The sequence below is a fragment of the Flavobacterium sp. UBA4197 genome (assembly GCF_002379575.1).
Taxonomy (GTDB): domain Bacteria; phylum Bacteroidota; class Bacteroidia; order Flavobacteriales; family Flavobacteriaceae; genus Flavobacterium; species Flavobacterium inviolabile.
Genome location: NZ_DFUB01000015.1, coordinates 233,972 through 258,995 on the forward strand (window position 1 = coordinate 233,972; position 25,024 = coordinate 258,995).

21 protein-coding genes are annotated in these 25,024 nt (G+C 39.2%); 16 read left to right on the forward strand and 5 right to left on the reverse strand.

Features of this window, described 5'->3' with window-relative positions; genetic code table 11:
- Positions 1–60 precede the first annotated feature (60 nt).
- The 9 genes from B3394_RS08545 to B3394_RS08585 all read left to right on the forward strand — a co-directional run bounded on the left by B3394_RS08545 (position 61) and on the right by B3394_RS08585 (position 13,058).
- On the forward strand, positions 61–1,227 hold the full coding sequence (locus B3394_RS08545) for a THUMP domain-containing class I SAM-dependent RNA methyltransferase (RefSeq protein ID WP_286915189.1): 1,167 nt from the start codon (positions 61–63) through the stop codon (positions 1,225–1,227).
- A 17-nt stretch (positions 1,228–1,244) separates the two neighbouring features.
- Positions 1,245–1,478: a hypothetical protein gene (locus B3394_RS08550; protein ID WP_177735708.1), complete on the forward strand. Its 234-nt coding sequence runs from the start codon at positions 1,245–1,247 to the stop codon at positions 1,476–1,478.
- Positions 1,479–1,987: 509 nt separating this feature from the next.
- The gene (locus B3394_RS08555) at positions 1,988–3,526 is read left to right on the forward strand and encodes a hypothetical protein (protein ID WP_286915196.1); all 1,539 of its coding nucleotides are present in this window, start codon (positions 1,988–1,990) and stop codon (positions 3,524–3,526) included.
- 11 nt (positions 3,527–3,537) lie between these two features.
- Positions 3,538–4,158, forward strand: a complete 621-nt coding sequence (locus tag B3394_RS08560; protein ID WP_177735704.1) for a DUF6705 family protein — start codon at positions 3,538–3,540, stop codon at positions 4,156–4,158.
- 125 nt (positions 4,159–4,283) lie between these two features.
- Positions 4,284–4,901: a DUF6705 family protein gene (locus tag B3394_RS08565; protein ID WP_286915200.1), complete on the forward strand. Its 618-nt coding sequence runs from the start codon at positions 4,284–4,286 to the stop codon at positions 4,899–4,901.
- Positions 4,902–5,058: 157 nt separating this feature from the next.
- Positions 5,059–5,286, forward strand: coding sequence for a hypothetical protein (locus B3394_RS08570; protein ID WP_414654266.1), 228 nt, complete (start codon positions 5,059–5,061; stop codon positions 5,284–5,286).
- A gap of 267 nt (positions 5,287–5,553) precedes the next feature.
- Complete coding sequence (locus B3394_RS08575) at positions 5,554–5,997, forward strand: T9SS type A sorting domain-containing protein (protein WP_177735698.1); 444 nt, start codon at positions 5,554–5,556, stop codon at positions 5,995–5,997.
- A 3-nt stretch (positions 5,998–6,000) separates the two neighbouring features.
- Complete coding sequence (locus tag B3394_RS08580; protein WP_286915217.1) at positions 6,001–12,513, forward strand: polymorphic toxin type 23 domain-containing protein; 6,513 nt, start codon at positions 6,001–6,003, stop codon at positions 12,511–12,513.
- Positions 12,507–13,058, forward strand: a complete 552-nt coding sequence (locus B3394_RS08585; protein ID WP_286915218.1) for a hypothetical protein — start codon at positions 12,507–12,509, stop codon at positions 13,056–13,058. Before B3394_RS08580 ends, B3394_RS08585 begins: the two co-directional genes overlap by 7 nt.
- A 113-nt stretch (positions 13,059–13,171) precedes the next feature.
- Here B3394_RS08585 and B3394_RS08590 read toward each other — a convergent pair whose 3' ends face one another.
- The 3 genes from B3394_RS08590 to rlmD are packed head-to-tail and all read right to left on the reverse strand — an operon-like array spanning position 13,172 to position 15,810.
- On the reverse strand, positions 13,172–13,885 hold the full coding sequence (locus B3394_RS08590) for a DUF6048 family protein (protein WP_273243742.1): 714 nt from the start codon (positions 13,883–13,885) through the stop codon (positions 13,172–13,174).
- Positions 13,857–14,387, reverse strand: a complete 531-nt coding sequence (locus tag B3394_RS08595; protein WP_273243740.1) for a DUF6452 family protein — start codon at positions 14,385–14,387, stop codon at positions 13,857–13,859. Before B3394_RS08595 ends, B3394_RS08590 begins: the two co-directional genes overlap by 29 nt.
- A gap of 10 nt (positions 14,388–14,397) precedes the next feature.
- Positions 14,398–15,810, reverse strand: a complete 1,413-nt coding sequence (gene rlmD / locus B3394_RS08600; RefSeq protein WP_286915225.1) for a 23S rRNA (uracil(1939)-C(5))-methyltransferase RlmD — start codon at positions 15,808–15,810, stop codon at positions 14,398–14,400.
- Between the two features lie 128 nt (positions 15,811–15,938).
- On the opposite strand from rlmD, the gene B3394_RS08605 reads away from it, so the two are divergent.
- A complete protein-coding gene (locus B3394_RS08605; protein WP_177735688.1) occupies positions 15,939–17,003 on the forward strand; it encodes a sensor histidine kinase in 1,065 nt (354 codons plus the stop codon).
- Complete coding sequence (locus B3394_RS08610; protein ID WP_273243734.1) at positions 16,996–17,547, forward strand: DUF1697 domain-containing protein; 552 nt, start codon at positions 16,996–16,998, stop codon at positions 17,545–17,547. Before B3394_RS08605 ends, B3394_RS08610 begins: the two co-directional genes overlap by 8 nt.
- Here B3394_RS08610 and B3394_RS08615 read toward each other — a convergent pair.
- Positions 17,544–19,328, reverse strand: coding sequence for a cytochrome-c peroxidase (locus B3394_RS08615; protein ID WP_286915228.1), 1,785 nt, complete (start codon positions 19,326–19,328; stop codon positions 17,544–17,546). The genes B3394_RS08610 and B3394_RS08615 overlap by 4 nt on opposite strands.
- A 73-nt stretch (positions 19,329–19,401) precedes the next feature.
- A complete protein-coding gene (locus B3394_RS08620) occupies positions 19,402–20,856 on the reverse strand; it encodes an alkaline phosphatase PhoX (RefSeq protein WP_273243730.1) in 1,455 nt (484 codons plus the stop codon).
- Between the two features lie 228 nt (positions 20,857–21,084).
- On the opposite strand from B3394_RS08620, the gene B3394_RS08625 reads away from it, so the two are divergent.
- From B3394_RS08625 to B3394_RS08645, 5 genes are all read left to right on the forward strand, one after another.
- Positions 21,085–22,032: a helix-turn-helix transcriptional regulator gene (locus B3394_RS08625; RefSeq protein WP_273243728.1), complete on the forward strand. Its 948-nt coding sequence runs from the start codon at positions 21,085–21,087 to the stop codon at positions 22,030–22,032.
- A gap of 80 nt (positions 22,033–22,112) precedes the next feature.
- A complete protein-coding gene (locus B3394_RS08630; RefSeq protein ID WP_286915230.1) occupies positions 22,113–22,610 on the forward strand; it encodes a DinB family protein in 498 nt (165 codons plus the stop codon).
- Between the two features lie 218 nt (positions 22,611–22,828).
- Positions 22,829–24,073, forward strand: a complete 1,245-nt coding sequence (rocD, locus tag B3394_RS08635) for an ornithine--oxo-acid transaminase (RefSeq protein WP_177735675.1) — start codon at positions 22,829–22,831, stop codon at positions 24,071–24,073.
- 189 nt (positions 24,074–24,262) lie between these two features.
- The gene (locus B3394_RS08640) at positions 24,263–24,445 is read left to right on the forward strand and encodes a hypothetical protein (protein ID WP_177735673.1); all 183 of its coding nucleotides are present in this window, start codon (positions 24,263–24,265) and stop codon (positions 24,443–24,445) included.
- Positions 24,438–24,992, forward strand: coding sequence for a Smr/MutS family protein (locus B3394_RS08645; RefSeq protein WP_286915239.1), 555 nt, complete (start codon positions 24,438–24,440; stop codon positions 24,990–24,992). Before B3394_RS08640 ends, B3394_RS08645 begins: the two co-directional genes overlap by 8 nt.
- Positions 24,993–25,024: the final 32 nt, after the last annotated feature.

Below are 25,024 nucleotides of genomic sequence, written 5' to 3' on the forward strand. Positions count from 1 at the left end.
GCAGTAATTGCAGTATTTGATTTTGAAATTATGATTTGTTTATAGGAATTTTAGTAGAGAATGAAAGACTTTAAAATGGTAGCCAAAACTTTTTTTGGCTTTGAAGAAATATTAGCCAAAGAATTAGCGGTTCTTGGAGCGCAGAAAGTGGAACAAGGAACCCGTATGGTTAGTTTTGTCGGAGATAAAGGCTTCCTATATAAGGCAAACCTGGCGTTGCGCACGGCTTTAAAGATTTTAAAACCGATTTATCATTTTCGTGCGTTTAACGAACAGAGTCTGTACAAAGGAATTCAGGGTGTTGACTGGTCGCAGTATATGTCTGTTCACCAGGCATTTGTTGTGGATGTAACTCTGCATTCGGATTATTTTAACCATTCGCAGTTTGTATCACTGAAAGTAAAAGATGCTATTGTGGATCAGTTTCGTGAAAAATTCGGAAAACGTCCGAATATCAACAAGGATTTTCCGGATCTGAGAATTAATATTCACATTCAAAACGACCAGTGCTCGGTTGCTTTAGATAGTTCCGGGGATTCGTTACACCACAGAGGATACAAGACCGCAACGAATATTGCACCGATTAATGAAGTACTGGCAGCAGGAATGCTGTTGCTTTCCGGTTGGGAAGGGCAGGGCGATTTTTTAGACCCGATGTGTGGTAGTGGTACCATAGTGGCAGAAGCAGCAATGATTGCCTGTAATATTCCGGCAAACATTAACCGTAAGGAATTTGCTTTCGAACGCTGGAATGACTGGGACAATGATTTGTTCGATCAGATCATGAATTCTTTGATGAAAAAAACCCGGGAATTCCATTATACAATCAAAGGATACGACAAGGCGCCTTCGGCAGTTGCCAAAGCAAAAGACAATATTATTAATGCCAACCTGGATGATTATGTAACCATTTCGCAGGCAAACTTTTTTGAAACCGAAAAAGAAACCCGCGGACCGTTGCACATGGTGTTCAATCCGCCTTACGGCGAAAGACTGGATATCGACATGGAACGTTTTTACAGGGAAATCGGCGATACCTTAAAGCAAAATTATCCGGGAACACACGCCTGGTTTATCACCGCTAATATTGAAGCCCTGAAGTTCGTAGGTTTAAAACCTTCGCGTAAAATCAAGCTGTTTAACGGTAAGCTGGAAACCCGTTTCGTAAAATACGAAATGTATGAAGGCAGCAAAAGAACAAAATTTCAAAATCAGAATAACGAATAAAAACCTATAGTATGGCTATGAAACCACAAGTAAAAGCTTTTATATTTCAGTTAACAGGATTTGCTGTTTTGTTTATATTGTTTCGTTTTTTAATAGACGCCTATACTAACCTGCAGGGATTCTGGATTCCGGTTACGGCTTTTGTAGTATCAACTTTGCTGGCACCAAAATTTCAGGCTGTTAAAACCAATGACGGCGAAAAACTTTTTATGAAATGGATTTTTATGAAAGGTATCCGAGAGATTAAATAAAAAGCCAAGGCTTTTAAAGTTATATAAAATCCCGATAGTACTGCTGTCGGGATTTTTGTTTTTATCTTCAAAACTTTTTATAAATAGTTTGTAATTATATGTTGAAATGTTATTGAAGACAATCGAAATTATTCATTACTCTATTCAAACGAAAACCCCGATACTTTTTATAATCGGGGTTTTATTCTTAACCTGATTGATTTTAATACTGGCAGGAGGCGAATTGTTTTGTATCGCCCTCAACTTCATACAGACTGGTTACTATAGACACGTATAGACCGATATATCCGTTTTGCATTTTAAATTATTTCTTTTTAGAGCTAAACCGAAAATCCAGGTCATAAATACATAGTTTTATAGTATCAATATCCGTAAATAAAACACCAAAAGTCCGTAAGACGCATGCTTATAAATACGTATTTTTATACGTATTGCAATATTTTACGGAAAGCCATAAATATTTTTATCTGGAGAAACATAATATTTGCGATTATTAATAATTTAAGAAAATGAGCCATAGAAAATTACACGCCTGTTTTCCTGTAATGATTTTGATTGTATTTGTCCTGTTCGGTTGCGAACTGGAACGGGATGCAATCAACAAGAAAAGCTATCAGGAAAAGATAAGCATAAGAAACAGTACGTTTGATATGCTGCTGAAAGAAGAACAATTTAGTACAGCCCTTTCAAAACTAAATAAAGGGAAACAGAAAAAAGGAAGTATCGAAAAAACTGTTATGGAAGATACACACGGATTTTCGATTATGCCTGATATTGCTAAAGTGATTCAGGACGATGCATATACCACCTATACATTTCAGATCAAACGCGAAATCAGCAATCCCACTTTTTTTGAAAACCTTGTCATTAGTATGGATTCATTGAATCAGGCGAATGCGTATCTTGTCAAATACACACCTACAGTACCATTAACACCAAGTGAGGAACATCATTCTTTTCATTTCAAAGGCACGGTTAATATTAAGCAGATTGAATATGACATCACGCCAACTGCAAAAGAATTAAATTGCGTAACGGCAACTGTTTGGATGTGCAATCAGGCATGGACAGCAGGAGGGTCAACAGAACCGCATGTAGCTACACAGTATTGCAATGACTCAAGTCACCTTTTTTCAGTTACGACTGTGGATTGCAGTATGTCTATAGGCGGTGGTGGCAATAGTGGTGCGGGTGGTTCGGGGGACGGTGGTTTTGGCGGCGGCTTGGGTGGTGATGGCGGCTCAACAGGTGGAAATACTGGTGGTGGTCATTCCGGCGGCGGAAGCGGCGGTAGTAATAGCAATACAAATCCTCCAGTTGTAACAGCACCCATATTAGACGAAATTGAAAGTACTGCTCCACCGTCAGGATGCAAAACGATTACGAAGCAATTGGAAAAATTTCCGAACCTGAAAGAAAAACTTATCGACCTTGCAGGAACAACATCACAAAGTAACGAAAACGGCATATTTATTGATAAATCAGCAACAATACAAACATCCAATCCCGTACAGACAATTCCGCAGGGTATTGGCGGTATGATTGATATTAATATGAATCCAAGTCAAAAATACGTGATGCTGGCACATACGCATGATGCATACGGAGGAAATGGAAACGGCACATATTCTATATTTTCGTGGGATGATATGGCTGTTTTAAGTCGCTTGGTACAAAATGATAAAATTGATACAGGTGATTTTGTTTTCTATGTTATAACAGCAGATGGAACAAGATATGCTCTTACAATTGATTGCACACTCTGTATTGACAGTTTTAGGTATCCACGCACCAATGCACAAGGAACCATACTGGACATGAAAAAAATTGCAGAAATGGAAAAACTATTTAAAAAATATTATGGAGCCAATGGAACCATTAAAGTAAATTCAAATGTCGAAGATGATAAAAAATCATTTTTAGAGTTTATAAAAGAAGCCAAGTTAGGACTTAATTTATTTGAAGTTGATGCAACATTTTCAGATTTTCAAAAACTGGAATTTGATAGCAAAACATCAAATATTATTAAAAAGCCTTGTTCCAACTAAAATATTCAATTATGAAAAAAATATTTAAATTTAGTGTGTTGTTTTTTCTTTTTTCTTTGTCCGTACAGGCACAACAGGAAAAAATTGAAGCAATTAGCCAATATTTCAATCCCAATTTTAAAAAGAGTATTCTGCTCACTTATTACTATAAGGATATTAATGATTACTTTACTCCATTCATAGGTAAGTGGATTTATCAAAACGGCAGTCAAACCTTCGTTGTGCAATTCACTAAGCAGGAAAAGGTACTTTATCAATCCAGTGGTAATTCAAAATATTTCATGGATGAATTGATCGGACATTACAAACTGGTTCAAAATTATGGGGCTACAAATGAACAAATCATATATACATCTCAAATCAATGCAGGAAATTCAATAACCCCTTGGGTGACGATTATATTTGGTGCGCCATTACAACAATATCTCTTGGATGGTACTATTTATGACGTGAATACACCTTATACGGATGATAATCCACTTGGTTTAAAAGGCATACTTAAAATGAGTATCAGCCCATCCAATACAAACAGCGCGCAATGGAATATTACACTTCCGTCCGGTCTTCATAATTCGGCTAATACAGGTATATTCACAATACCAACCAATGTCACATTAACAAAGGTCAATTAGATATATAAAGTTAGCCCAAATTTTTTGAGCTATTTAAAGTTGATGAAATATTTCCAAAAACTGGAACTTGAAAGCAAGACATCAAACATAATTAAAAAACCATGTCCAAATTAAACATATACACCATGAGAAAAATATTCAGTCTTGGTTTGCTATTATTCGTTGCTTCTTTCTCTTATGGCCAAGTAGAAAAAGTGGAAGAAATGCGGCAACACTATAATCCAAACTTCAAAAAAAGCTCTTTATTCATTTATTACTACAAGGACATCAACAACTATTTTACGCCATTCATTGGCACATGGATTTACCAGAACGCCAATCAAACCTTTGTTATACGGTTCTGGAAAGAAACCAAAGTTGATTATACTGAGGAAGCCCCGAAATATTATACAGACGAATTGCGAGGGCATTACAAGCTTGTACAAAATTACGGTCAGCCGAACGAGCAGATAATTTATACCTCACAAAAAAACATTGGCAATTCAATTACACCATGGCCGACCATTGTGACAGCCAATCAACCAATCGAATCGTTTATAATGTCGGGGTTTGTTTACGATGTTGCAGGTGCTTTAAATCCGAATTACCCGACAGGAGTAATGGGAGATTTGGACATGAGAATAAATCCTGCTAATCCAAATACGGCACAATGGAAAGTTACATTACCCCAAGGAATGCGTGGGATGGATCAGCCAAGTACCTTTACAATACCAACCAACGTCACATTAACAAAGACCAATTAGAAATTCTTATTACTCCGGATGAAAAGATTACTATTTTTATTGGTATTGTTTTTATTTTCGTGTACATCACAGGAAAAAATCATTTCTATAAAAGAGAGTTATACTGTAGAGACCCAAAAAGACCGTAAAATACGTTACTACTTTAAGAGCACTCAAAATTATTTTGAACCGTTTGCCGGTACTTGGATTTAACAGGATTTGCTGTTTTATATTGTTTCGTTTTTTAATAGACGCCTATACTAACCTGCAGGGATTCTGGATTCCGGTTACGGCTTTTGTAGTATCAACCTTGCTGGCACCAAAATTTCAGGCTGTTAAAACCAATGACGGCGAAAAACTTTTTATGAAATGGATTTTTATAAAAGGTATCCGAGAGATTAAATAAAAAGCCAGGGCTTTTAAAGCTATATAAAATCCCGATAGTACTACTGTCGGGATTTTTTTACGGATTTAATATAACGTATTGTGAATTTATGAGGTGTTGTAAGCAAATACAACAGTTATTTTAACGGGTGTTTTATTTGTAATTATTAGTGATGATTTGTTGGTAGATTTAAAAAAGTATGAAAAATTTTAAATAATTTAAAATATATAAGAAAATTACAACAAAATAAATTAGATTTACGTTAAAATTAACAAATAACAAGTTGGCATGAAAAAGCTTCTTCTTTTTTTATTAATTCTTAACGGAGTGCTCTTAAACGCACAGAACGATAGAATACTTTTTACTTACGATGCGGCCGGAAACCAGATTAAACGAGCCATTTGTATTAATTGCAGTACAGGAAAACAAGCAATTAATAAATCGGATCTGACAGCTGCAGATTTAATTAAAAGCGATATCTCCGATAAAATTTTCTACTATCCGAATCCGGTTCAGGAGGAATTATATGTAAAATGGATTTTAATAGAAGATAAAAAAGTTGAGAATATTTCGGTTTACAACATGAACGGGGCATTACTTCAAAAATTCACTGATTTTAAGACCGATAATTTGCAGCGTATTCCATTTTCGGATTATCCGGGAGGAATGTATATAGTAGCAATACTATATAATAACGGCGAAAGGAAAGATTTGAAAATTTTGAAAAGATAAGTAATGAGAAAAATTATATTTACCACATTAAGTATTGTTTGTTGTTTGGCTGTTAATGCTCAGGATTTAGGCGGAACAAAAGTTGCCGGAACCAGGCCTATTGAAAGAAAATCCACTACTATCGAAGAGGGGCAGATGGATGCAACGACAACACTAACGCCAAGCTTTCCCGGACCTACTGGTAACTCAGCAGAAGTGGGAATTACTGAAGGAGCATTGTCGGTTTCATTAACAGGAGCGGCAACCTATAATATACCTATAGCAGTTCCGCCGGGAATTAACGGAGTGGTTCCCCAGATTAGTTTAACTTATAGTAGTCAGGAAGGAAATGGACTTGCTGGTTATGGCTGGAATATAACAGGGATTTCCAGTATTACAAGAATTCCTTCTAATAAATTTCATGACAATAATATTAGTGTAATTAATGGCGGTACCGGCGATCGGTTTGCATTAGATGGACAAAGATTAATCCCTAAAGATGGCGGAAATTATTATAAACCCGGAGGTGGACAGGGAGTAAAATATGAAACCGAAAATTTCTCCAATATTAAGGTTACTTCTTATAATATAACAAACAGTCCGGTAAGTGTGGCGGAGTTTAAGGTTGAATATCCTGACGGGTCTGTTGCCATATATGGTGGCTTTTCTACTCATGTGTCCACCACCACCTGGGCCTTGAAGTATTGGGAAAATCCACAGGGAGTACGCATTAGTTATAGTTATGTGCTGGAAAACAATAATTTAAGGATAGCCAGTATAAAATATGGAACTATGGGAACCATTGCTCCCATAAACGAAATACAGTTTGTATATCAAAACCGGCAGCGACCGGAACAAGCTTATATTGGAGGGCAAAATATTCTGAATGACAAAATACTTAAAGAAATTAAAGTTATTGGAAACGGGATCGGATTCCGAAACTATTATTTGGCTCATGATATTACCTCATTGGGGTATGAAAGACTGATCAGCATTACCGAAAAGTGCGGAGATAATTCAGCAGGTTACAATCCTACAGTTTTTAGTTATGATAATACACCTGAATCTATTGCATATAGTGCTATGACAACAAGTTTGTCTGTTGGTAGTATAAGAGTGGATAATTCGGCAACGGTTTCCGGAGATTTTGACGGTGATGGCAATATGGATTTTTTATTATATCCGACAAACGGGGATAATGCCAAGAAAAAATTCTGGCTTTTTACAGAAATAGCCGGCGGATCGTTAAACATGGGATGGGAGGTGCCTTGTGGATCTTTTGAAGAAATTTTTCCATCAACATGGTTAACATGGAACAACAAGCTGGCTCCGTTTCAGGGTATGACAGCAGTTCAGAGCGCACCGATGGTACCCTATATCAATAATCTGAATATAAATACGTACTATCTTGCTCCTTATGGGGTTTACCTGCAATATCAAAAAGCAATTCAATTTCCGGATTTATTAAAGCGAAAGTACCTTAGTGGCGATTTTAACGGCGATGGACTGACAGATGTTATTGCTGTAGACTGGAGTGGAACGTCATCCAATAGAAATGCTTATTTTATTGATTTAGACAGAAGGAAAACGACAAATTATATGAACCTTGCAGGGGTTATTGCCAATGTTTCATCTGAAGATAAACTTGAAACCGGGGATTTTAACGGTGATGGAAAAACAGATATATTGTTTATAGATGGCAATAATGCTAATTATTCTGCCAAGGTGTATACGCTGAATAGTGATAATCAGCTTGTATTGTTATGGAGTACAGTCATTAAAAATCCGACAAAAATAGTTTTATTCGGGGACTATAACGGAGACGGAAAAACGGATTTCATGCTTCCTAACGGGAATGCTTCGTCATCCTCATATTGGTATAAATATACTTCCACCGGAACAGCGTTTATTGAGGAAAATCAAAGTTATCCCGGATTAGAATATTGGACTCCTTATGGAATAGACATCTACCATTATATTCCATCGGATATTAATAATGATGGAAAAACAGATATACTTTATGTTACTTGTAGCGGCGATTCAACAAGCAGTTCCGGATTAGGAAATATAAGAGTTCGTCCTTTTATAAATAAAAATGGAGTCTTTGGTCAGGTATACGGGCAGTATTATGCCGGAAATACAGGAAATATACCAGGAATTAACAAATTTGCTCTTCCGATTTTTTATACATCAAATCAGCCCAATAAGAAATTGGAAATTGCCTTTGCAAATTATAATAAGCTGCATTATTTTAAATCTCAGAAAGATTTTGGTAAAGAACGGTTATTAAGAGCAATCACTACCGGAAACGGCGTTAAGGAGATTATTAGTTATAGTCCTTTGGTAGGAGCAACCACATCTCAAAACGGATATGACATTCCTTACAGAGCCAGCGGTTATACCGAAAATTATCCTAATACCGATATTATTATGGCTCCGACTTTTCAGATTGTATCACAACTTGAAAAAGTCAGTAAATCGGTTTATAAAAAGCAATTGTTCAAATATTATGGAGCAGTAACAAATCTTGAGGGACTTGGATTTCTTGGATTTCGTAGTGTAATGCGTACAAACTGGTTTGATGATAACGGTACGCAAATCATTTCGACTGTTTCTAAAAATGATATTGGTTTAAGAGGAACAAATATTGAAAACTATTCCCTGCCGGGTATTGTTCTTCCGGGTGATTTAGCACCCATAACAAATTATATCTCAAAAAGCAGCAATACATATAATATGGTCAATGGCGTATTTGAGGATCCATTACAGTTTAATAAAGTTTACAAATTAAAAAGTACCATTACTCAGAACTTTAACGGATTAGATAATACCCGTAGTGAAACGGAAACTACTTATGATGCATACAATAATCCTGTAACATCCGTAACAAAACTATACAAAGAAAATGTACACGAGCAAACAGCTGTAGGTTCAATAGCTTATAATGCTCCTTCCGTAACGCCTCATATTATCGGAAGACCCATGAGCAAAACTCAGGCGATAACCATATATCCCGGTCAGGGATTACCGAATGAAGATACCAGCAGTTCGGAAGAATTGTACACCTATACAAATAACCTGCTCACACAGGTAAAGAAAAAAATAAACAGTACGCCTCATGTTACTGAGGATAATGAATATGATTCTTTCGGGAACATCAAAAAGAAAAAAGTAACGGCTGGATCCCTTACTCCGAGGGAAACAAAATACGATTATGATCCGTCGGGACGTTTCCTGATAAAAAGCTATGATACGGAGAATCTGATTTCAGAATTTGAATTCAATACAAGTAATGGTGTCCTGAATTGGGAGAAGAACCCATATTTACTGCAAACGAAATTTTTCTATGACAAATGGCTTAAAAAAATAAAGACCACAGATTATTTAGGTGTTTCCAAGAATTATACCTATTCTAAAAATGCGGAAAAAACGTTTATAACTGAAACCAAAACACCTGATGATGGCAGTGCCAGTAATGAAGTTTATGACGATTTGGGAAGGAAAATTAAATCGGGAGCGAAAAATATAAACGGAAATTGGGCCTGTATCGATTATTTATATGATATCTACGATAGAAATTTCAAGGTGAGTGAACTGTATTTCGGAGACCCTGCCACCGGTAATTCCGGAGCAACGCAATGGAACGAAACGCAATATGACATGTATGGAAGAGTAAGTAAAAATATAGCCTATACCGGTAAAACGATTACGATGACTTATGCCGGTTTAACCACAACAATTAATGATGGGGTGAAAACCAAAACATCGGTTAAAAATGCCATCGGACGTGTGGTTGCTATGACTGATGCTCCGGGAGGAACGATTAATTACACCTATTTTGCCAACGGGAATTTAAAAACGTCAGATTACGGAGGGGTGATTACAACGATAACATTGGACAATTGGGGAAGAAAAAAGACCTTAACAGATCCGGCTGCGGGAACGTATGAATATACCTATAACGATTTTGGAGAAACCCTGACGGAGAAAACACCAAAAGGAATTACAACTTATGATCTTGATGCCGTTGGAAAAGTTAACTGGAAAACGATTGTAGGTATTAATGGGGATAATACCAATTCCAAAACCACAAATACGTATGATCCTGCTACAAAATTGCTGACAGCAGTGAAGTTTGAAAATCTTTCAGAAGGGTATGTGATAAATTATTCTTACGGTTATGACCAATACAAAAGACTGAACTTTAAGGATGAAAGCGGTTATCTGGCCTATTACCAGCAAGCGACCCAGTTTGATGCTTTTGGCCGTCCGGAAAAAGAATTATATACCGCAATCAATACTTCCGATTTAAAGCGTTCGGATAAATGGATCAAGAAAACCTATAAAAATGGCTATCATTACCAGATTGTAGACGATGCAACGCAGAAGGTTTTATGGCAGGCCAATACTGTAAACGAAAGAGGACAATTACTTACTGCACAGTACGGATATGATAACGGTAGCTTTGTTGGTCAGGAGACACATAGTTATGACACCTATGGACTACCGGCATCAACAAGTTACAGAACAGCAAATGGAAGTTATTCTTCGGCAGTTCCGTTCATGACGCTTACCACAGCATTTGATCCGCAGCGGGGTAATTTATTAAGCAGAACGAACAGTATGTTTGGCTGGAGTGAAGATTTTTCAAATGCCTACGACCAACAGGATCGGTTAATCAAGTATAAAGACGCTAATGGGGTTTATGTAACTCAGAGCTATGACGATCGTGGCAGGATAACAGCGAACAATATCGGAACGTATAATTACAATGTTATTAATAGCACAAGTGGTGTTTCAAGTCCGTATCAGGCCAGTTCCGTAACACTTGCAGATGCTGCAACAACGGCATATTATAATGGAAGGGAACAGAATATAGGGTATAATGCTTTTAAAAGCCCTGTTTGGATAACGGAAGAAGGAAAGGAAAATATAGATTACCAGTATAATGCCTTCGATGGCAGATGTACAATGTATTATGGCGGTTTAGAAGCTGATAAAACAGCAAGGAAATACAGGAAATTCTATTCTGCCGACGGCAGTATGGAGATAAAACGAAACCTGCTCACTGATACCGTTGAGTTTATAACCTATATAGGCGGTAATGCCTATACGGCTCCGGTAGTTTTAAAAAGTGACGGAACAACTCAAAATTACCTTTACCTGCACAGGGATTATCAGGGAAGTATTTTAGCAATAACAAATGCTAACGGACAGGTTCTGGAAAAACGACTTTTTGATGCCTGGGGTGCTTTGATAAAATATAACAATATAGCAGGTTCCACGACTGTTCCAACGACATCCGACGGACTGCTGCTGGACAGGGGATATATCGGTCATGAACACTTGTTAGGAGTGGGGCTGATTAATATGAACGCAAGGCTGTATGATCCTAGATTGCACCGTTTTCTGTCGCCGGATAACTACGTACAGGATCCCAATAATACGCAGAGTTATAACAGGTATGCCTATTGCTGGAACAATCCGTTAAAATATGCCGATTATAACGGAGAATGGTTCGGATGGGACGATTTAATAGTGGCTGCGGTGAGTTTTGTTGTTGGTTATGTTTCAAGTGGTATTCAAACCGGGCAATGGGGATGGAGTTCTGTACAATCCGGACTTATCAGTGCAGCTGTCGGCTGGGTTGCCTATAATACCGCCGGAAGCTCATCGGGGATTACCGCCGGAAGCGGCTCCCTGAATGCCCCGATGTGGGATTTCCTGGCCACATCTGCTGCCAGTTCGGCAATTAGTTTGCTGTATCCGCCTATAGGTATTCAGATCAATAATTTCTCATTTAGCATTTCACCGGCAATTGCTTTTGGAAATACATCCGGTGTGGGTGTTAATTTAAGCGCAACTTTCAGTAATGGCGATTTTAGCCTTTCGGGAGGGATTGGTATTATGAGTAATAGTAATTATAACGGATTAGGGAAAAATGGATATGAAATCAGAAAATCAATTTTAGCCAGTTATGATAACGGGAAAAACGGATTTAGTTTAGGATTTAATAAATGGGAAGGTGATTTTGCCCAAAGAACCGGCGTTGTAGGTCTTCATTTTGGCGATTTCAGAGTAATGTATGAAAATGACGGTTCAATAGGCGGTTTAGGAGATGGAGGAGATAGTTATAGGACTGCAGCACTGAATTTATCCTTGGGTGATTTTACAGCCGGATTTAATTTAATGACAGGATATCGGGATTATGAAGGAGAAGATGGCTCGGTAAAGACCCATAGAGACCCTTTGTGTGTAGACGATTTTGGCAGAAGAATGCCTAATGGATTAGCAAAAGAAGAAGGACCAAAATACAGACTTGGCGCGCTCACTGTAGGCTATAAAGGGTATAGAGTTGGAGTGAATAGCGAGCACATTCGTCATGCTATTCAGGATCAGGCGATACATAACCTTAGAATACCATGGTTTAACGGGAAATCTATTTTTGATAAAAGACAAATGGGGTTTGAAAACCAGTCATGGGACTGGAAAGGCTATGGTCAGTATAGAACACAAAATATATTTACATCATGGTAACCAGAGTGTCGGTGGCCTTTATACTGCTGTTGACTGTTTCAGGCTGTTGCTATAATGGCAAATTGTCGGATTATGGACTGCCGAGGAAAGCAATTGCTAAATTGAAAAATAGTACCATCGACTATAGTAAAATTGATACTATGGCTTTGTATAAAGCAGAAGCCGGTTTCAATATTAACAGCCTGACAAAAGAATACACATATTATGAAAAGGATGTAAATAATAGTTACCCTTATGTTTCCTATCTGAAATTTTACCAGGATGGTAAATTGGGAGTGTTTATTATTCCAAAGACAGATACATCGGCATTACAAAGAGACTTTTTTAATCCGGTAAAAGCAAAAATGGGCTATTATAATATGAACGGAAAGGTTCTCAAAATCAGGATAGCCACTATAGGGGATTGTACATTATATATTAGCGATAGCGAAGGAACAATTCAAAATGATACTCTGAAAATGCTGAATAAAAATTATTCGGGCAAAATTTATAAAAAAGTAACCGTACCCAAAAGCCTGTTAGAAAAATGGAAGCCGGATTGGTAAACCATTTATTGGTGTAGCAGGTAGATGAGGTAACTGTTCAGAGATTTTGATCTAAAAAAGGGGAATGTATTACCATTCCCCTTTTTAGTATCATCTGTACTGTAAACGCTGTATTATTTCTTTTTCGTTTCCGCAGTTTTCTTCGCCGTTTTATACAGCGGTATAAAATAGGAAACGGTATAATTAAATCCGGCGCCGAAATTCCCTTCATAGGTTCGGTTAAATCCGGGAATATAAAGGTTGTCGAATCCTTCCGGTTTTTTGTTTGATGCTAAATAGTTCAGTCGGACGCTGAAACCTAAAAACAGGTTATCAAAGATTTCGGCTTTAACACCGGCAACCACTTCCAGCCAATGTGCCGTCAGGCCGTCAAACTTCTGCCCCGGTGTTACTATGGTTTGTCCGAAATAAGGATTGGTGTCATAAATAGCATAGGTGTTTAATTCCTGGCTAAAAGTACTCACACTATAACGCACCCCTGCATAGATCATGTTTTCCATATCCAGCCAGTTCTCATAGGCATTAAAATCGAAACCAACTTTAAAATAACTGCCTTTAGTGGTATAATTCAACTGACTTTCGGCTTCCGTACGGTCTTCATTTCCGATTTCGCCGGCAAGGAATATCTTTTTTGACAAACGGTAATCGCCCACAATCTCAAAACCCCGGTAGTCTTTTTGGTAAAAAGAGCGGGCCAGCCTGTTTAAATCGGCTCCCACACGAATACCGTAACGCTCCGTTTTTTTAGGGATGGAATCCTGTGCAAATGATGCCAGTGAGGTCCACACAAAAAGAATACTAAAAATATATTTTAAGGTGTGTCTCATTTGGGTTTTCAATATTAGATTGTACAGTTACGATATTGGAGATCCATTTGTCGGTGTCTCCTTCCGGAATTACCGGATTATTAGGGGCCAGCTTGAACGTGGTTTTATATCCGCAGGCTCTCGATACATACTGGTCGGTTCTGGAATAATTAAAAACCATGTGGTCTTCATTGCTTATAGCGGGATTGGCCGCATTCTGGGTAAAATGATAGGACGTAATATCCTCGGTTGTCTTTAGCGGAATCTTGATCTTATTGGCAGTGGTCAGATACTTTGTATCTTCGTTTCCGGTAGCATTAAAGATTATCGGTTCCGTCATACCATCGGCTATTACTCTCAGGTTGGTAACGCTTTTTAAAACAGTAGGATCGTTTTTATCATAAAATTCAATTACAACGCTCGGTGTCGTTGGTGTTCCATCGGCACAGATATCATCCTTTTCGCAGCTCCAGAAAGCATTTGCGATGATAAAAGCAACTAATAATGTTTTAATTTTTTTCATCAAAAATTGATTAACGTTTTTCCAAAAGTACTACATTTTCCACATGGTGCGTTTGTGGGAACATATCAACCGGACGAACACGGGTAACCATATACATTTCATCCATTAAAGCCAGGTCACGGGCTTGTGTAGCCGAGTTACAGCTCACGTAAACCACTTTGTCCGGTGCGATTTTTAAAATTTGCTCCACCACATCTTTATGCATACCGTCACGAGGCGGATCGGTGATAATCACATCCGGTTTTCCGTGTGTAGCAATAAAGGTTTCGTTGAAAACAACTTTCATATCGCCCACAAAGAAATCACAATTCGTAATTTCGTTGCGTTTGGCATTTTCCTTAGCATCGGCAATGGCTTCCGGAACGGCTTCCACACCAATTACTTTTCGGGCCTGTCTGGAAACAAACTGTGCAATGGTTCCGGTTCCGGTATATAAATCATATACCAGTTCGTTTCCGGTTAGTCCGGCAAACTCACGGGTAATCTTGTATAGCTCGTATGCCTGATCGGAATTGGTCTGGTAAAAGGATTTCGCATTGATGCTGAATTTTAACCCTTCCATTTCTTCCAGGATATAATCCCTTCCTTTATAAAGGATGATATGCTGGTCGTATAAAGTGTCGTTGGCTTTACTGTTGATCACATACTGTAAGGAAGTAATTTCCGGAAAACGTTCGGCAAGGAAGTTCAACAACAACTCGCGCTGTGCCTGGTCTTCTTCAAAAAACTGTACCAATACCATGATCTCACCCGTCGAAGCGGTACGGATCATCAGCGTACGCAATAGCCCGTCGTGATTTCGGGGATTGAAAAACGGCATGTTGTGCTCGTTGGCAAATTGCCTGATTTCATTACGGATGGCATTGGAAGGATCTTCCTGTAAATGACATTTGCTGATGTCCAGGATTTTATCCCACATTTTCGGAATATGGAAGCCCAAAGCATTCTGATTGCTGTAGTCTTCTTCACTCTGAATCTCTTTTTCCGTTAACCAACGGGAATTGGAAAAGGAGAACTCCATTTTATTACGGTAGAAAAACTGCTTTTCCGAACCTAATATCGGCTCGAAATCGGGTAACTCAATTTTTCCGATTCTTTTCAAATTATTATAAACTTCCTGATTTTTGTAGAACAACTGGCGGTCATAGTTCATATTCTGCCATTTGCAACCACCGCAAGCACCAAAATGCTCACAAACAGGTTCCACACGGTGTTCGGAATATTCGTGAAAGTTTATGGCTTTTCCCTCATAATAGGATTTACGTTTTTTGAATGTCTGTACATCAACAACGTCACCCGGAACAACATTTGGAATAAAAATTACTTTTCCATCGGGAGCTTTCGCAACCGAAACGCCTTTTGCACCTGCATCAAGGACTTTTACTGTATCAAAAACGATTTTGTCTGTTCTTTTTCTTCCCATACGGCAAAAATAAGGATTGTTGTGTTTTGAAAAGTATAAAACTATATTTTTTTATCAAAGGGATTATCTTGTATGAATAAGATTACTTACATTTGAGTGGTAAACCTCCTAATATATTAAGGTATAAAATGAGATTGTATACGCGATTATCTAAGATACCCTTTTTAAGGAAAAGCTATGCCTTAAAATTCCTTTTTATAGCCTTTCTCGGGATTCATATTCCGCTGATTGGTATCGTCGTTTATATTCTTTTCGGTCCTAAAGACATCTCGGTAATAACCGTTTTTAGCGTTACACTAATATTAACCTTACTGGCAACCGGAGCCACCTTATGGATACTGAAAAAATTGGTTACCCCTATAGAAATCGCTTCGAAATCACTTTTGGACTACAGTGAAAAAGGTGTTATTCCGTCATTGCCCACAAAATATACCGATGAAGTAGGACTGCTGCTAAGCAATCTGCAAATGCGGATTAACGAAAATGAAGATTTGCTGAATGAAAAAAAGGATCTGATTTACCTGCTTTCACACGATCTGAGGAATTTTGCCACCACACCGCAGTTTTTATCAAAGTTTATACTGGAAGAAGAACCTTCGGAGAAAGTAAGGGGCTATGCCGAACTGATCCTGGAATCGACCACCCATCAGTTTGAGTTTCTGGAAAGCTTTATACTATTACTGAAAGAAGAAGAGCTGATTTCCAGATCCACGCTGGAATTACACGAATATGAGCTGGATGAAATTTTACAGCTTGTTGGGAAAGTACTGAATCAGAAACTGGACAATAAAAGAATCCACCTGATCATTAATAATGAAACGGATGCGGTGGCTTTGCTGATAAAAGAAGAATACCTGCAGCGGGTGTTGATAAACCTGGTGGATAATGCCATTAAATTTTCCTATCCGGATTCCGAGATCTATTTAACGGTCATGGAAGAAAACGACAGTGTTGTTTTTGTGGTTGTCGACAACGGAATGGGATTTGAACCGGCTAAAAAAGACGAATTGTTTCATAAATTCACCAAACAGGCGCGTGTGGGGACCCAAAAAGAATCATCCACTGGTATCGGACTATATTTGTGCAAAAAAATAATCGAACGCAATGGCGGTACCATTTATGCCGAAAGCTTAGGAATCGATAAAGGTTCCCGTTTTACCTTAATTCTCAAAAAAAGAAGCCAGCATGTATAATCATTTAGTTTTACTCAGAGGGATCAATGTTTCCGGGCAGAAGCTTATCAAAATGGAAGAGCTGCGAAACCACCTCACGGATAATGGTTTTCAGAATGTACAGACCTATATACAGAGTGGTAATGTTTTTGTAACCACTGCCGAAGCCGATCCGAATGTGGTAGAGCAACAGGTGGCAGCGCTGCTGTTGGATAAATACGGTTTTCAGGTTACGGTTGTGGCTATATCGGAAGCTGGATTGAAAAAGGTTTTTACGAATAATCCGTTTTTGGCCGATGCAGCTATCGGATTAAAACAACTGTATGTTGCTTTTTTATCGGAAGTGCCGCAACAAGAAAATGTTGGAAAACTGGATGCCTCTTTCGTACATCCCGATACGTTTACAATGGGCGACCGCGCGCTGTACCTATGCTATCACAATAATGCCGGTAATTCCAAAATGACCAATAACTGGATTGAAAACCGGTTAAAAGTAACGGCAACCTCAAGAAACTGGAATACCGTTACCAAACTGGTGGCACTTTTTGAAGCCAGAAAAGGTTAATGCTTCCGGGGCGTTAGCGGATTGTTTAACGTTTTCAGGAAAGCGGTCAGGTCTTTAATCTCTTCTTTCGTTAAATGCAATTCATCCGGTGGCAGGGTCTGGTTGTCAACAGTAATGCCAATTCCGGCACCACCGCCCCGGTTATAAAAATCAATTACTTCTTCCAGTGTGTTGTACACACCATTGTGCATATAAGGAAATGTGATCGCTGCATTCCGTACAGTAGGCGTTTTAAAAGCATACTTTTTTAACGGTGCTTTCGTGATCAGGAATTCTCCCATATCCGGATCGATTACAGCGTTTGCCGTAACGTTTCTCGACGGGACACCCAGAACTTCACTTTCTGTTTCATTATAAAAAGGAGGAACACTTCCGTTGAATAAAGGAAAGAAATGGCAGGTAGCACATTTTGCTTTTCCCATATAAAGATTAAAACCGTTTTTCTCGCTTGTGGTTAAGGTTGCTTTTCCTCTCAGGTAGTTGTCAAATTTAGCATCCAGTTTCGATAAGGAACGAACATAGGACGCTAACGATCTTAAGAGATTCTGCTCGCTGATTTCAGTAGTTTCCGGAAATACTTTTTTAAACCCGGATTGGTAAACCGTACTGTTCTTTACTTTCGCCAGGGCATTGGCAAAACTGCCATGCATTTCATCCTTGTTGTTGATTACATTCCTTGCCTGATCTTCCAGATAGGTAACGCGGCCGTCCAGGAAAAGTACATTCTGGTAAGCCGATTGTAATAAGGTAGGCGTGTTCCGGGAAAGGGAATTGCTTTCCACGGCTTTTGTTTTATGATCGGCATAAGCCTGATCCGGAATATGGCAGCTGGCACAGGAAACTTTATTGTTACCGCTTAATATAGGATCAAAAAACAACTGTTTTCCTAAATCTTTCTGGGCATCGGAAGGATTTTTGTTGGATGCCGGGGCAAAGAAGTTGACGTCAAAAGCGCCTTCATCAAAAACGGTAGGATTGTTAAAATTGAGAGCCGTTGGAGTAGGATTGTTCTTGATTTGCAGCTGTTTCTGGATGGTATGGATCTCTTTCGAAACCGGAATGCAGTACGTTACAATAAAAGTAGCCCTGTCAAAAAGATTAAAATCTGTGTTTTGGTCAATATAGGCTGTGCTTTTTGCGATAATGCTGTCCAGCTGCGTACTGTTGGTGTACAAGGCCATTATGGCATGAATACTTTGCAGTGTTGCTTTGGTTTCCGGTAACGAATGGAAGGCAACCGGCGAATCGAATCCGGTGATTCCCAGACTCATCATGCGGAGCAGCTGTAATTTCTGGGCTTCAAAAACATTGCTGTCGGTTAGCTCTAAATTGGAAAAATCATCCTTAAGCGACTGAACAATTCCGTTCAGGATCCCGATTTGTTTCTGAAGTTCCGGTTTGTTGATGGCGTCTGTAAACAGCTCTTCTTCTACTTTCTGGAAACCGGTGGCTTCTTCTACCTTTCTGCTGGTTTCGTGTACGTCGTTTTTATCAATCGCCGCCCCGTTTATTGTTTTGGAAGCTTCCGGATAATAGAAAGTTACCAGGCTTTCCACGTTTTTATAGCTCAGACGGGCTTTTTTGAATTGCTTTTTTAAGGCGTTAGCGCTGCTGTTTTTGAGTACCAGGTTTTGAAGTGCTTTTACATCGGTGGCAAAAACAGCATACTGTGTTTTTAAAAAATGCTGCGTTTTTTCGGTGGCAGTGAGCGGTTTCGGCGTCGAATTGTTGCAGGCGGTAAAAAGGAAGAGCAGGTTAATAAGAATAAGCAAATTTCTCATAATGGTATAATTGAAATTAGGAATGCAAAACGGGTCTGCATTCCTAATGTTTTTTATATAAAAATTGTAGTGATTATCTTGGTAGGCCTTTAATTAAGATTACCTGACTGCCCTGATTTTCATTCGGACGAACCGTTCCGCCGTCTACACCTTTAAAAGCATCTTTTTTCCAGCTGTGTGTCTGGATGCTTAGCATAAAAGTGTCCGGAATCCCGATAACATCGGAAACATCAACTAAAGCACCGTATTCCCACGAACCCAAAGCCGAGCTGGCACTAAGGTATTTGTTCGTCGGGTCGTTGCGTTTGTGATCCAGTTCGAATACTTCTTTTAACTCACCGGTAGCAATGTTGTACTGATAAATGTAGGCATCGTGGGTCTCATCGCCATAACCGTTTGAATCCTCCTGTAGGTACACAAAGTTTTTAGTAACGCAGATGTTATCCACATTCTGGAATTTTTTGGCTTTTCCCTGTCTGTTGTCACCGTCTAAAACCAAAGTCAGCTGACCTGCTAACGGGTTGTTCTGGTCTAAAACCAATTTGTAAACACGACCGTATTTGGATCTTGAATAATCGGCATTTGCACCGGAATTATCCTGTCCGGTAACGTTGAAATATACTTCACGCTCTTTTCCGGCTTCTTTTCTGTAATCAATATCTTCCACACGTCCGAAAGGAATGGCTTTCAGTGTTTGGGAAAGGATGTTGTTCTGGTCGCCGGTATTTGTTTTGGCATTCGGAACTTCAACAAACTGTACGGCATAAGAGTTGCCTTCGGTCATGTTTCTTTCCACCATATTCTCATCCGTTCTTTTCATAACATATACTTTTCCGTTGTTTAGATCTCCGGTAGTACTTTTATACATCACAAACTGACCGCCGTAAGTTCCGGAATCGTCATCCCCGATTAAAATAACGGTTTGCCCGGAATAGGCAGTTTTAGGTAACGGAACGGCATTTTCGGAACTCCATCTTCCCAAAGCAGCTAAAGGTCTTGGTGTGCTGTTGTTTGCCTTTGTGTCAAAAGGAGTGATCCCGATGATTTGCGATTCGGCACCGCTTTCTCCGGCTGTTAAGAATAAAGGTCCGAATCCGTGGATTTCAGGAGTTGCCAGTGAAGCAGAACACAATCTGTTTCCGGCACCGTTGGAATTCAAGACATACTCTCCGGCTACCGGTTTGAAATGATTGTCGAACGTGATTTTGGAAACGGCAAAGTTATCTTCGTTGTTTACCAGGAATGTAAAGGTACCGTCGCTGTTTTTAAATAAACCGGAACCGTCTGCAGAACCTCCGAAAACATAACCGGGAGTGTTGATAAACGTATCTTCGCTTGAAAAAAGAGCAAATGTCTGTAAGGAAGGGAAGCCCGGCATGTTTTTAATAAGCGCCGGAGTAATGGAATAATTCTTTAACTCAATAGGGGAAGTGTTGCTGCCCGTATCGTTTGTTGTTTCATCGTCTGAGTTGCACGACAGCATGGCTGTAAGCACGGCAAGGCTCAGGATACTTTTGTTAATTTTCATGTGTTTTTGTTTTTGTGTTAGACCCGGCAAACTTAAACATGCTGTGTTAGCATAAATACATCGAAATATTCTCAAAATGTTACTATTGCTTTTTATGAAGTAAATTTTTGTTAATAAATTGTGAAAGGAGTGTTAGCGGTGGTGCAGGAGGAACCTGCCGGATGATTCTTAAAATAAAAATTTGCTGTCGGCTTTCTTTGTTTTATTTTTGACAACTAAAGTGTTGTTATGAACCGTTTTGACCGTATTACCGCGATTTTAATCCAGCTGCAATCCAGGAAAGTTGTAAAGGCTCAGGATCTTGCCGATAGATTTGATATTAGCTTAAGAACGGTGTACAGGGATATCCGGACACTGGAAGAAGCCGGAGTACCGTTATATGGGGAAGCCGGTGTGGGCTATTCCATTGTGGACGGTTACCGCTTGCCTCCGGTCATGTTCACGCAGGAGGAAGCAATGGCTTTTATAACGGCAGAGAAACTAATGGAAAAACTTTCCGATTCGGCAGTTCAGAACAATTTTCAGTCGGCGATGTATAAAATCAAATCCGTTTTAAGAGGAAGTGAAAAGGAACTGGTTGAAGGTTTGGAGCGTCACATTCATGTCCGGGAAAAGAAAAAGAATAATACGGCACCCGGCAACAGCCTGGATGTGCTGCTGAAAGCCATATCGGAAAAGCGGATTGTAAAAATGACGTACCGGGCTTTCGGAAACGAAGAAAATACGGAAAGGCTGATGGAACCCATCGGGATTTATTATGAAAATGAATACTGGTATACGGTGGGATATTGCCATTACCGGAATGCTTACCGCCATTTCAGAGCCGACAGAATGGTGGATATTTTCCTGACAGAAGAAATATTCCGTATGGAACACGCTTCGCTTCAAAAATACCAGGAACAGAAAAAACAGGATCTCAACTTCAGAAGGGAACGGGTAATTATAAAAGTCGATAAAAACATTGCCATGTACCTGCAGGAACGAAAACACTATTACGGTTTTGTCAGTGAGGTTATAAAAGGAAATGAAATAGAGATGACTTTTTTAACCGATTCGCTGTATGAAGGCTTTGCCCGCTGGTATATTATGTTTGCCGATTATGCCGAAATCATGGAACCGGCATCGCTGAATGAACGGATTATAGAGCTTGCCGAAAAAATTCTTCAAAAAAAATAATTTCTTAAAAATCTACTGACACACTGTTGTCACAACACGGTTGTTCCTTTGTATTGTTAAACAATAAAAGCAAAACAATCATGAAACTAATCACGTTATTACAAGACGAAATGGCGCAGGAAGCGGCAACAACCAGAAAAATGTTATCCTGTGTGCCAACAGAAAAACTGGACTGGCAGCCACATCCGAAAAGTATGAAAATGAAAGTACTGGCTGCCCATATAGCCGAACTTCCGGCATGGGTAAACATGGTGCTGAACACCAACGAACTTGATTTTGCGAACAATCCGTATGAATCCCAGGATGTTAAAAATACGGAAGAGCTACTGGCGTTTTTTGAAAAATCCTTGAAAGAAGGAGAGCAGTCGCTGGTGGCAACAGATGAAGAAGAATTCTGGGAAGAATGGACCCTGCGAAACGGCGATCAGATTTACAGTACTTCTTCCAAATATGAAGTAATCCGGATGAGCTACAGCCAGATTGTACACCATCGTGCCCAGTTGGGAGTTTATCTTCGCCTGCTGAATATTCCTATTCCGGGAAGTTACGGACCAAGTGCCGATGAGGTGATGATGTAAACGGACAGCATTTCTATGATATTTCAAACGCCGTTTTAGCAATCGTTTATTTGTTATAAAAAACACAAATAAACGATTGAATTGTTATAATTACACATTAAAGATTCTGTTTTGTGTTACTTTTTTAAAATAGAATTAGTAAATTGCACAACTCTATAGGATGATTTCTCTCCTGAAAAAGAAGGAATGTAAGATATAGCAAACAAACTAAATTGAAAATGTCAGTTATAGAAAAAATGAGTTCAGCCGAAGCGATTGCTTTGGAAGATAAACACGGAGCGCACAACTACCACCCGCTTCCGGTAGTGTTAAACAGAGGAGAAGGTGTTTTTGTGTGGGATGTTGAAGGTAAAAAATATTACGATTTTTTATCGGCATATTCTGCGGTTAATCAGGGACACTGCCATCCTAAAATTATCAGTGCCATGACAGAGCAGGCGCAAACGCTGGCGTTAACGTCAAGAGCATTTTATAATGATAAATTAGGTGCTTACGAGAAATTTGTAACCGGTTATTTCGGTTTCGACAAAGTGCTTCCTATGAATACCGGGGCTGAAGCTGTGGAAACGGCTTTGAAGCTAACGAGAAAATGGGCTTATGAGAAAAAAGGAATCGCCGAAAATGAAGCGCAGATAATTGTTTGCGAGAACAATTTTCACGGAAGAACCACTACGATTATCTCTTTTTCGAATGATGAAAACGCCAGAAAGAATTTCGGGCCGTATACGGAAGGATTTATTAAAATTGCTTACGATGACATCACTGCGCTGGAAAACGCTTTAAAATCGACTAAAAACGTTGCTGGCTTCCTTGTAGAACCTATTCAGGGGGAAGCAGGAGTATATGTACCGTCCGAAGGTTACCTTGCAAAAGCAAAAGCATTGTGTGAAGCGCATAATGTATTGTTTATTGCCGATGAGGTTCAGACCGGAATTGCCCGTACAGGTAAACTGCTGGCTGTTGAACATGAAAATGTAAAACCGGATGTGCTGATTTTAGGAAAAGCCCTTTCCGGAGGTGCCTATCCGGTATCGGCAGTATTGGCAAATGATGCGATCATGAATGTGATCAAACCGGGACAACACGGATCTACTTTTGGTGGAAACCCGATTGCAGCCGCTGTTGCTATTGCCGCTTTAACGGTAGTGGAAGAAGAACAGCTTGCCGAAAATGCAGCGGTACTTGGAGACCTGTTCCGCGCTAAAATGAATGACTATATTGCTACAAGCAGCATCTGTACTTTGGTAAGAGGAAAAGGGCTATTGAACGCTATTGTAATTAACGATACGGAAGAAAGTGATACCGCCTGGAACATCTGTTTGGCATTACGCGATAATGGATTATTGGCTAAGCCAACGCATGGAAATATCATTCGCTTTGCACCGCCTTTGGTCATGAATGAAGAGCAGCTGCTGGACTGTGTCCGAATCATTACAGACACTTTAAAACAGTTTGAAAAATAATATAAAGGTCCGCTTAGCGGACCTTTTTTTATGGCTGTATCGGAAATATGAAATAGAATGTTGTTTGTATTGTTTTGAAAAGAATAGGAAGGTGTCGCTGTTTGAAAAATGACTGCCGGAAGATATTCGGTCGAAAAGAGATGCGGTGTTTGTAAAGTTTCCTATTTTTGAAAAAGTAAACTAATAGCGATGAAAACAATTTTTATAATAGTAATGTTTGGAATGGGAGGCTGGGGACTGTACGAACAAACGCAGCCACATCCCAATGTCTGGATTCAGGTTATAGCCGTGGTTATTTTCTTTTACGGGATGATGCGGCTGATGGCTAAAGTGCCAAGTGAAAATCAGGAAAGAGAAGAAGAGGATGTTTAACATAGGAGACCAGGTTGCCGTGCTCGACGACAACATAAACGGAGTAGTTGTAGGATTCCAAAAAGAGCAGATTATAGTGGAAACTACCGACGGATTCACGATGACATATTTTGTCAATGAATTGGTTAAAATAAATAATTCCAGTAAATTAGATGTGTTTAATTCAGGTCAGACTTTAGATGCCGTTTTGAAGGAGAAAGAGCTGCCTAAAAAGCGTTCTTTTGTTAAGGAAAAGCGTTCTAAGAAGGATGATTTTGTACTGGAAATCGATTTGCATATCGAAAAACTGGTGCCGTCTAAAAGAGGAATGTCGAACTATGATATTCTGACATTACAGACGGAAACGGCAAAAAGACAAATTGAATTTGCGATGCGAAACAGGATACCGCGGATCGTTTTTATTCATGGTGTGGGCGAAGGAATCCTGAAAGCAGAACTGGATTTTCTTTTGGGACGATACGACAATATCGTGTTTCAGGATGCCGATTATCAGAAGTACGGATTAGGCGCAACGGAAGTTTATTTCAAGCAAAACGCAAACCGCTAAGCAATAAAAAAGCCCAAACATCATGTTTGGGC

What these genes read in the sequence shown, in the direction of transcription:
- B3394_RS08545 (WP_286915189.1), top strand. Translation starts at nt 61, where the DNA reads ATGAAAGACTTTAAAATGGTAGCCAAAACTTTTTTTGGCTTTGAAGAA.
- B3394_RS08550 (WP_177735708.1), top strand. Translation starts at nt 1,245, where the DNA reads ATGAAACCACAAGTAAAAGCTTTTATATTTCAGTTAACAGGATTTGCT.
- B3394_RS08555 (WP_286915196.1), top strand. Translation starts at nt 1,988, where the DNA reads ATGAGCCATAGAAAATTACACGCCTGTTTTCCTGTAATGATTTTGATT.
- B3394_RS08560 (WP_177735704.1), top strand. Translation starts at nt 3,538, where the DNA reads ATGAAAAAAATATTTAAATTTAGTGTGTTGTTTTTTCTTTTTTCTTTG.
- B3394_RS08565 (WP_286915200.1), top strand. Translation starts at nt 4,284, where the DNA reads ATGAGAAAAATATTCAGTCTTGGTTTGCTATTATTCGTTGCTTCTTTC.
- B3394_RS08575 (WP_177735698.1), top strand. Translation starts at nt 5,554, where the DNA reads ATGAAAAAGCTTCTTCTTTTTTTATTAATTCTTAACGGAGTGCTCTTA.
- B3394_RS08580 (WP_286915217.1), top strand. Translation starts at nt 6,001, where the DNA reads ATGAGAAAAATTATATTTACCACATTAAGTATTGTTTGTTGTTTGGCT.
- B3394_RS08585 (WP_286915218.1), top strand. Translation starts at nt 12,507, where the DNA reads ATGGTAACCAGAGTGTCGGTGGCCTTTATACTGCTGTTGACTGTTTCA.
- B3394_RS08590 (WP_273243742.1), bottom strand. Translation starts at nt 13,885, where the DNA reads ATGAGACACACCTTAAAATATATTTTTAGTATTCTTTTTGTGTGGACC.
- B3394_RS08595 (WP_273243740.1), bottom strand. Translation starts at nt 14,387, where the DNA reads ATGAAAAAAATTAAAACATTATTAGTTGCTTTTATCATCGCAAATGCT.
- rlmD (WP_286915225.1), bottom strand. Translation starts at nt 15,810, where the DNA reads ATGGGAAGAAAAAGAACAGACAAAATCGTTTTTGATACAGTAAAAGTC.
- B3394_RS08605 (WP_177735688.1), top strand. Translation starts at nt 15,939, where the DNA reads ATGAGATTGTATACGCGATTATCTAAGATACCCTTTTTAAGGAAAAGC.
- B3394_RS08610 (WP_273243734.1), top strand. Translation starts at nt 16,996, where the DNA reads ATGTATAATCATTTAGTTTTACTCAGAGGGATCAATGTTTCCGGGCAG.
- B3394_RS08615 (WP_286915228.1), bottom strand. Translation starts at nt 19,328, where the DNA reads ATGAGAAATTTGCTTATTCTTATTAACCTGCTCTTCCTTTTTACCGCC.
- B3394_RS08620 (WP_273243730.1), bottom strand. Translation starts at nt 20,856, where the DNA reads ATGAAAATTAACAAAAGTATCCTGAGCCTTGCCGTGCTTACAGCCATG.
- B3394_RS08625 (WP_273243728.1), top strand. Translation starts at nt 21,085, where the DNA reads ATGAACCGTTTTGACCGTATTACCGCGATTTTAATCCAGCTGCAATCC.
- B3394_RS08630 (WP_286915230.1), top strand. Translation starts at nt 22,113, where the DNA reads ATGAAACTAATCACGTTATTACAAGACGAAATGGCGCAGGAAGCGGCA.
- rocD (WP_177735675.1), top strand. Translation starts at nt 22,829, where the DNA reads ATGTCAGTTATAGAAAAAATGAGTTCAGCCGAAGCGATTGCTTTGGAA.
- B3394_RS08640 (WP_177735673.1), top strand. Translation starts at nt 24,263, where the DNA reads ATGAAAACAATTTTTATAATAGTAATGTTTGGAATGGGAGGCTGGGGA.
- B3394_RS08645 (WP_286915239.1), top strand. Translation starts at nt 24,438, where the DNA reads ATGTTTAACATAGGAGACCAGGTTGCCGTGCTCGACGACAACATAAAC.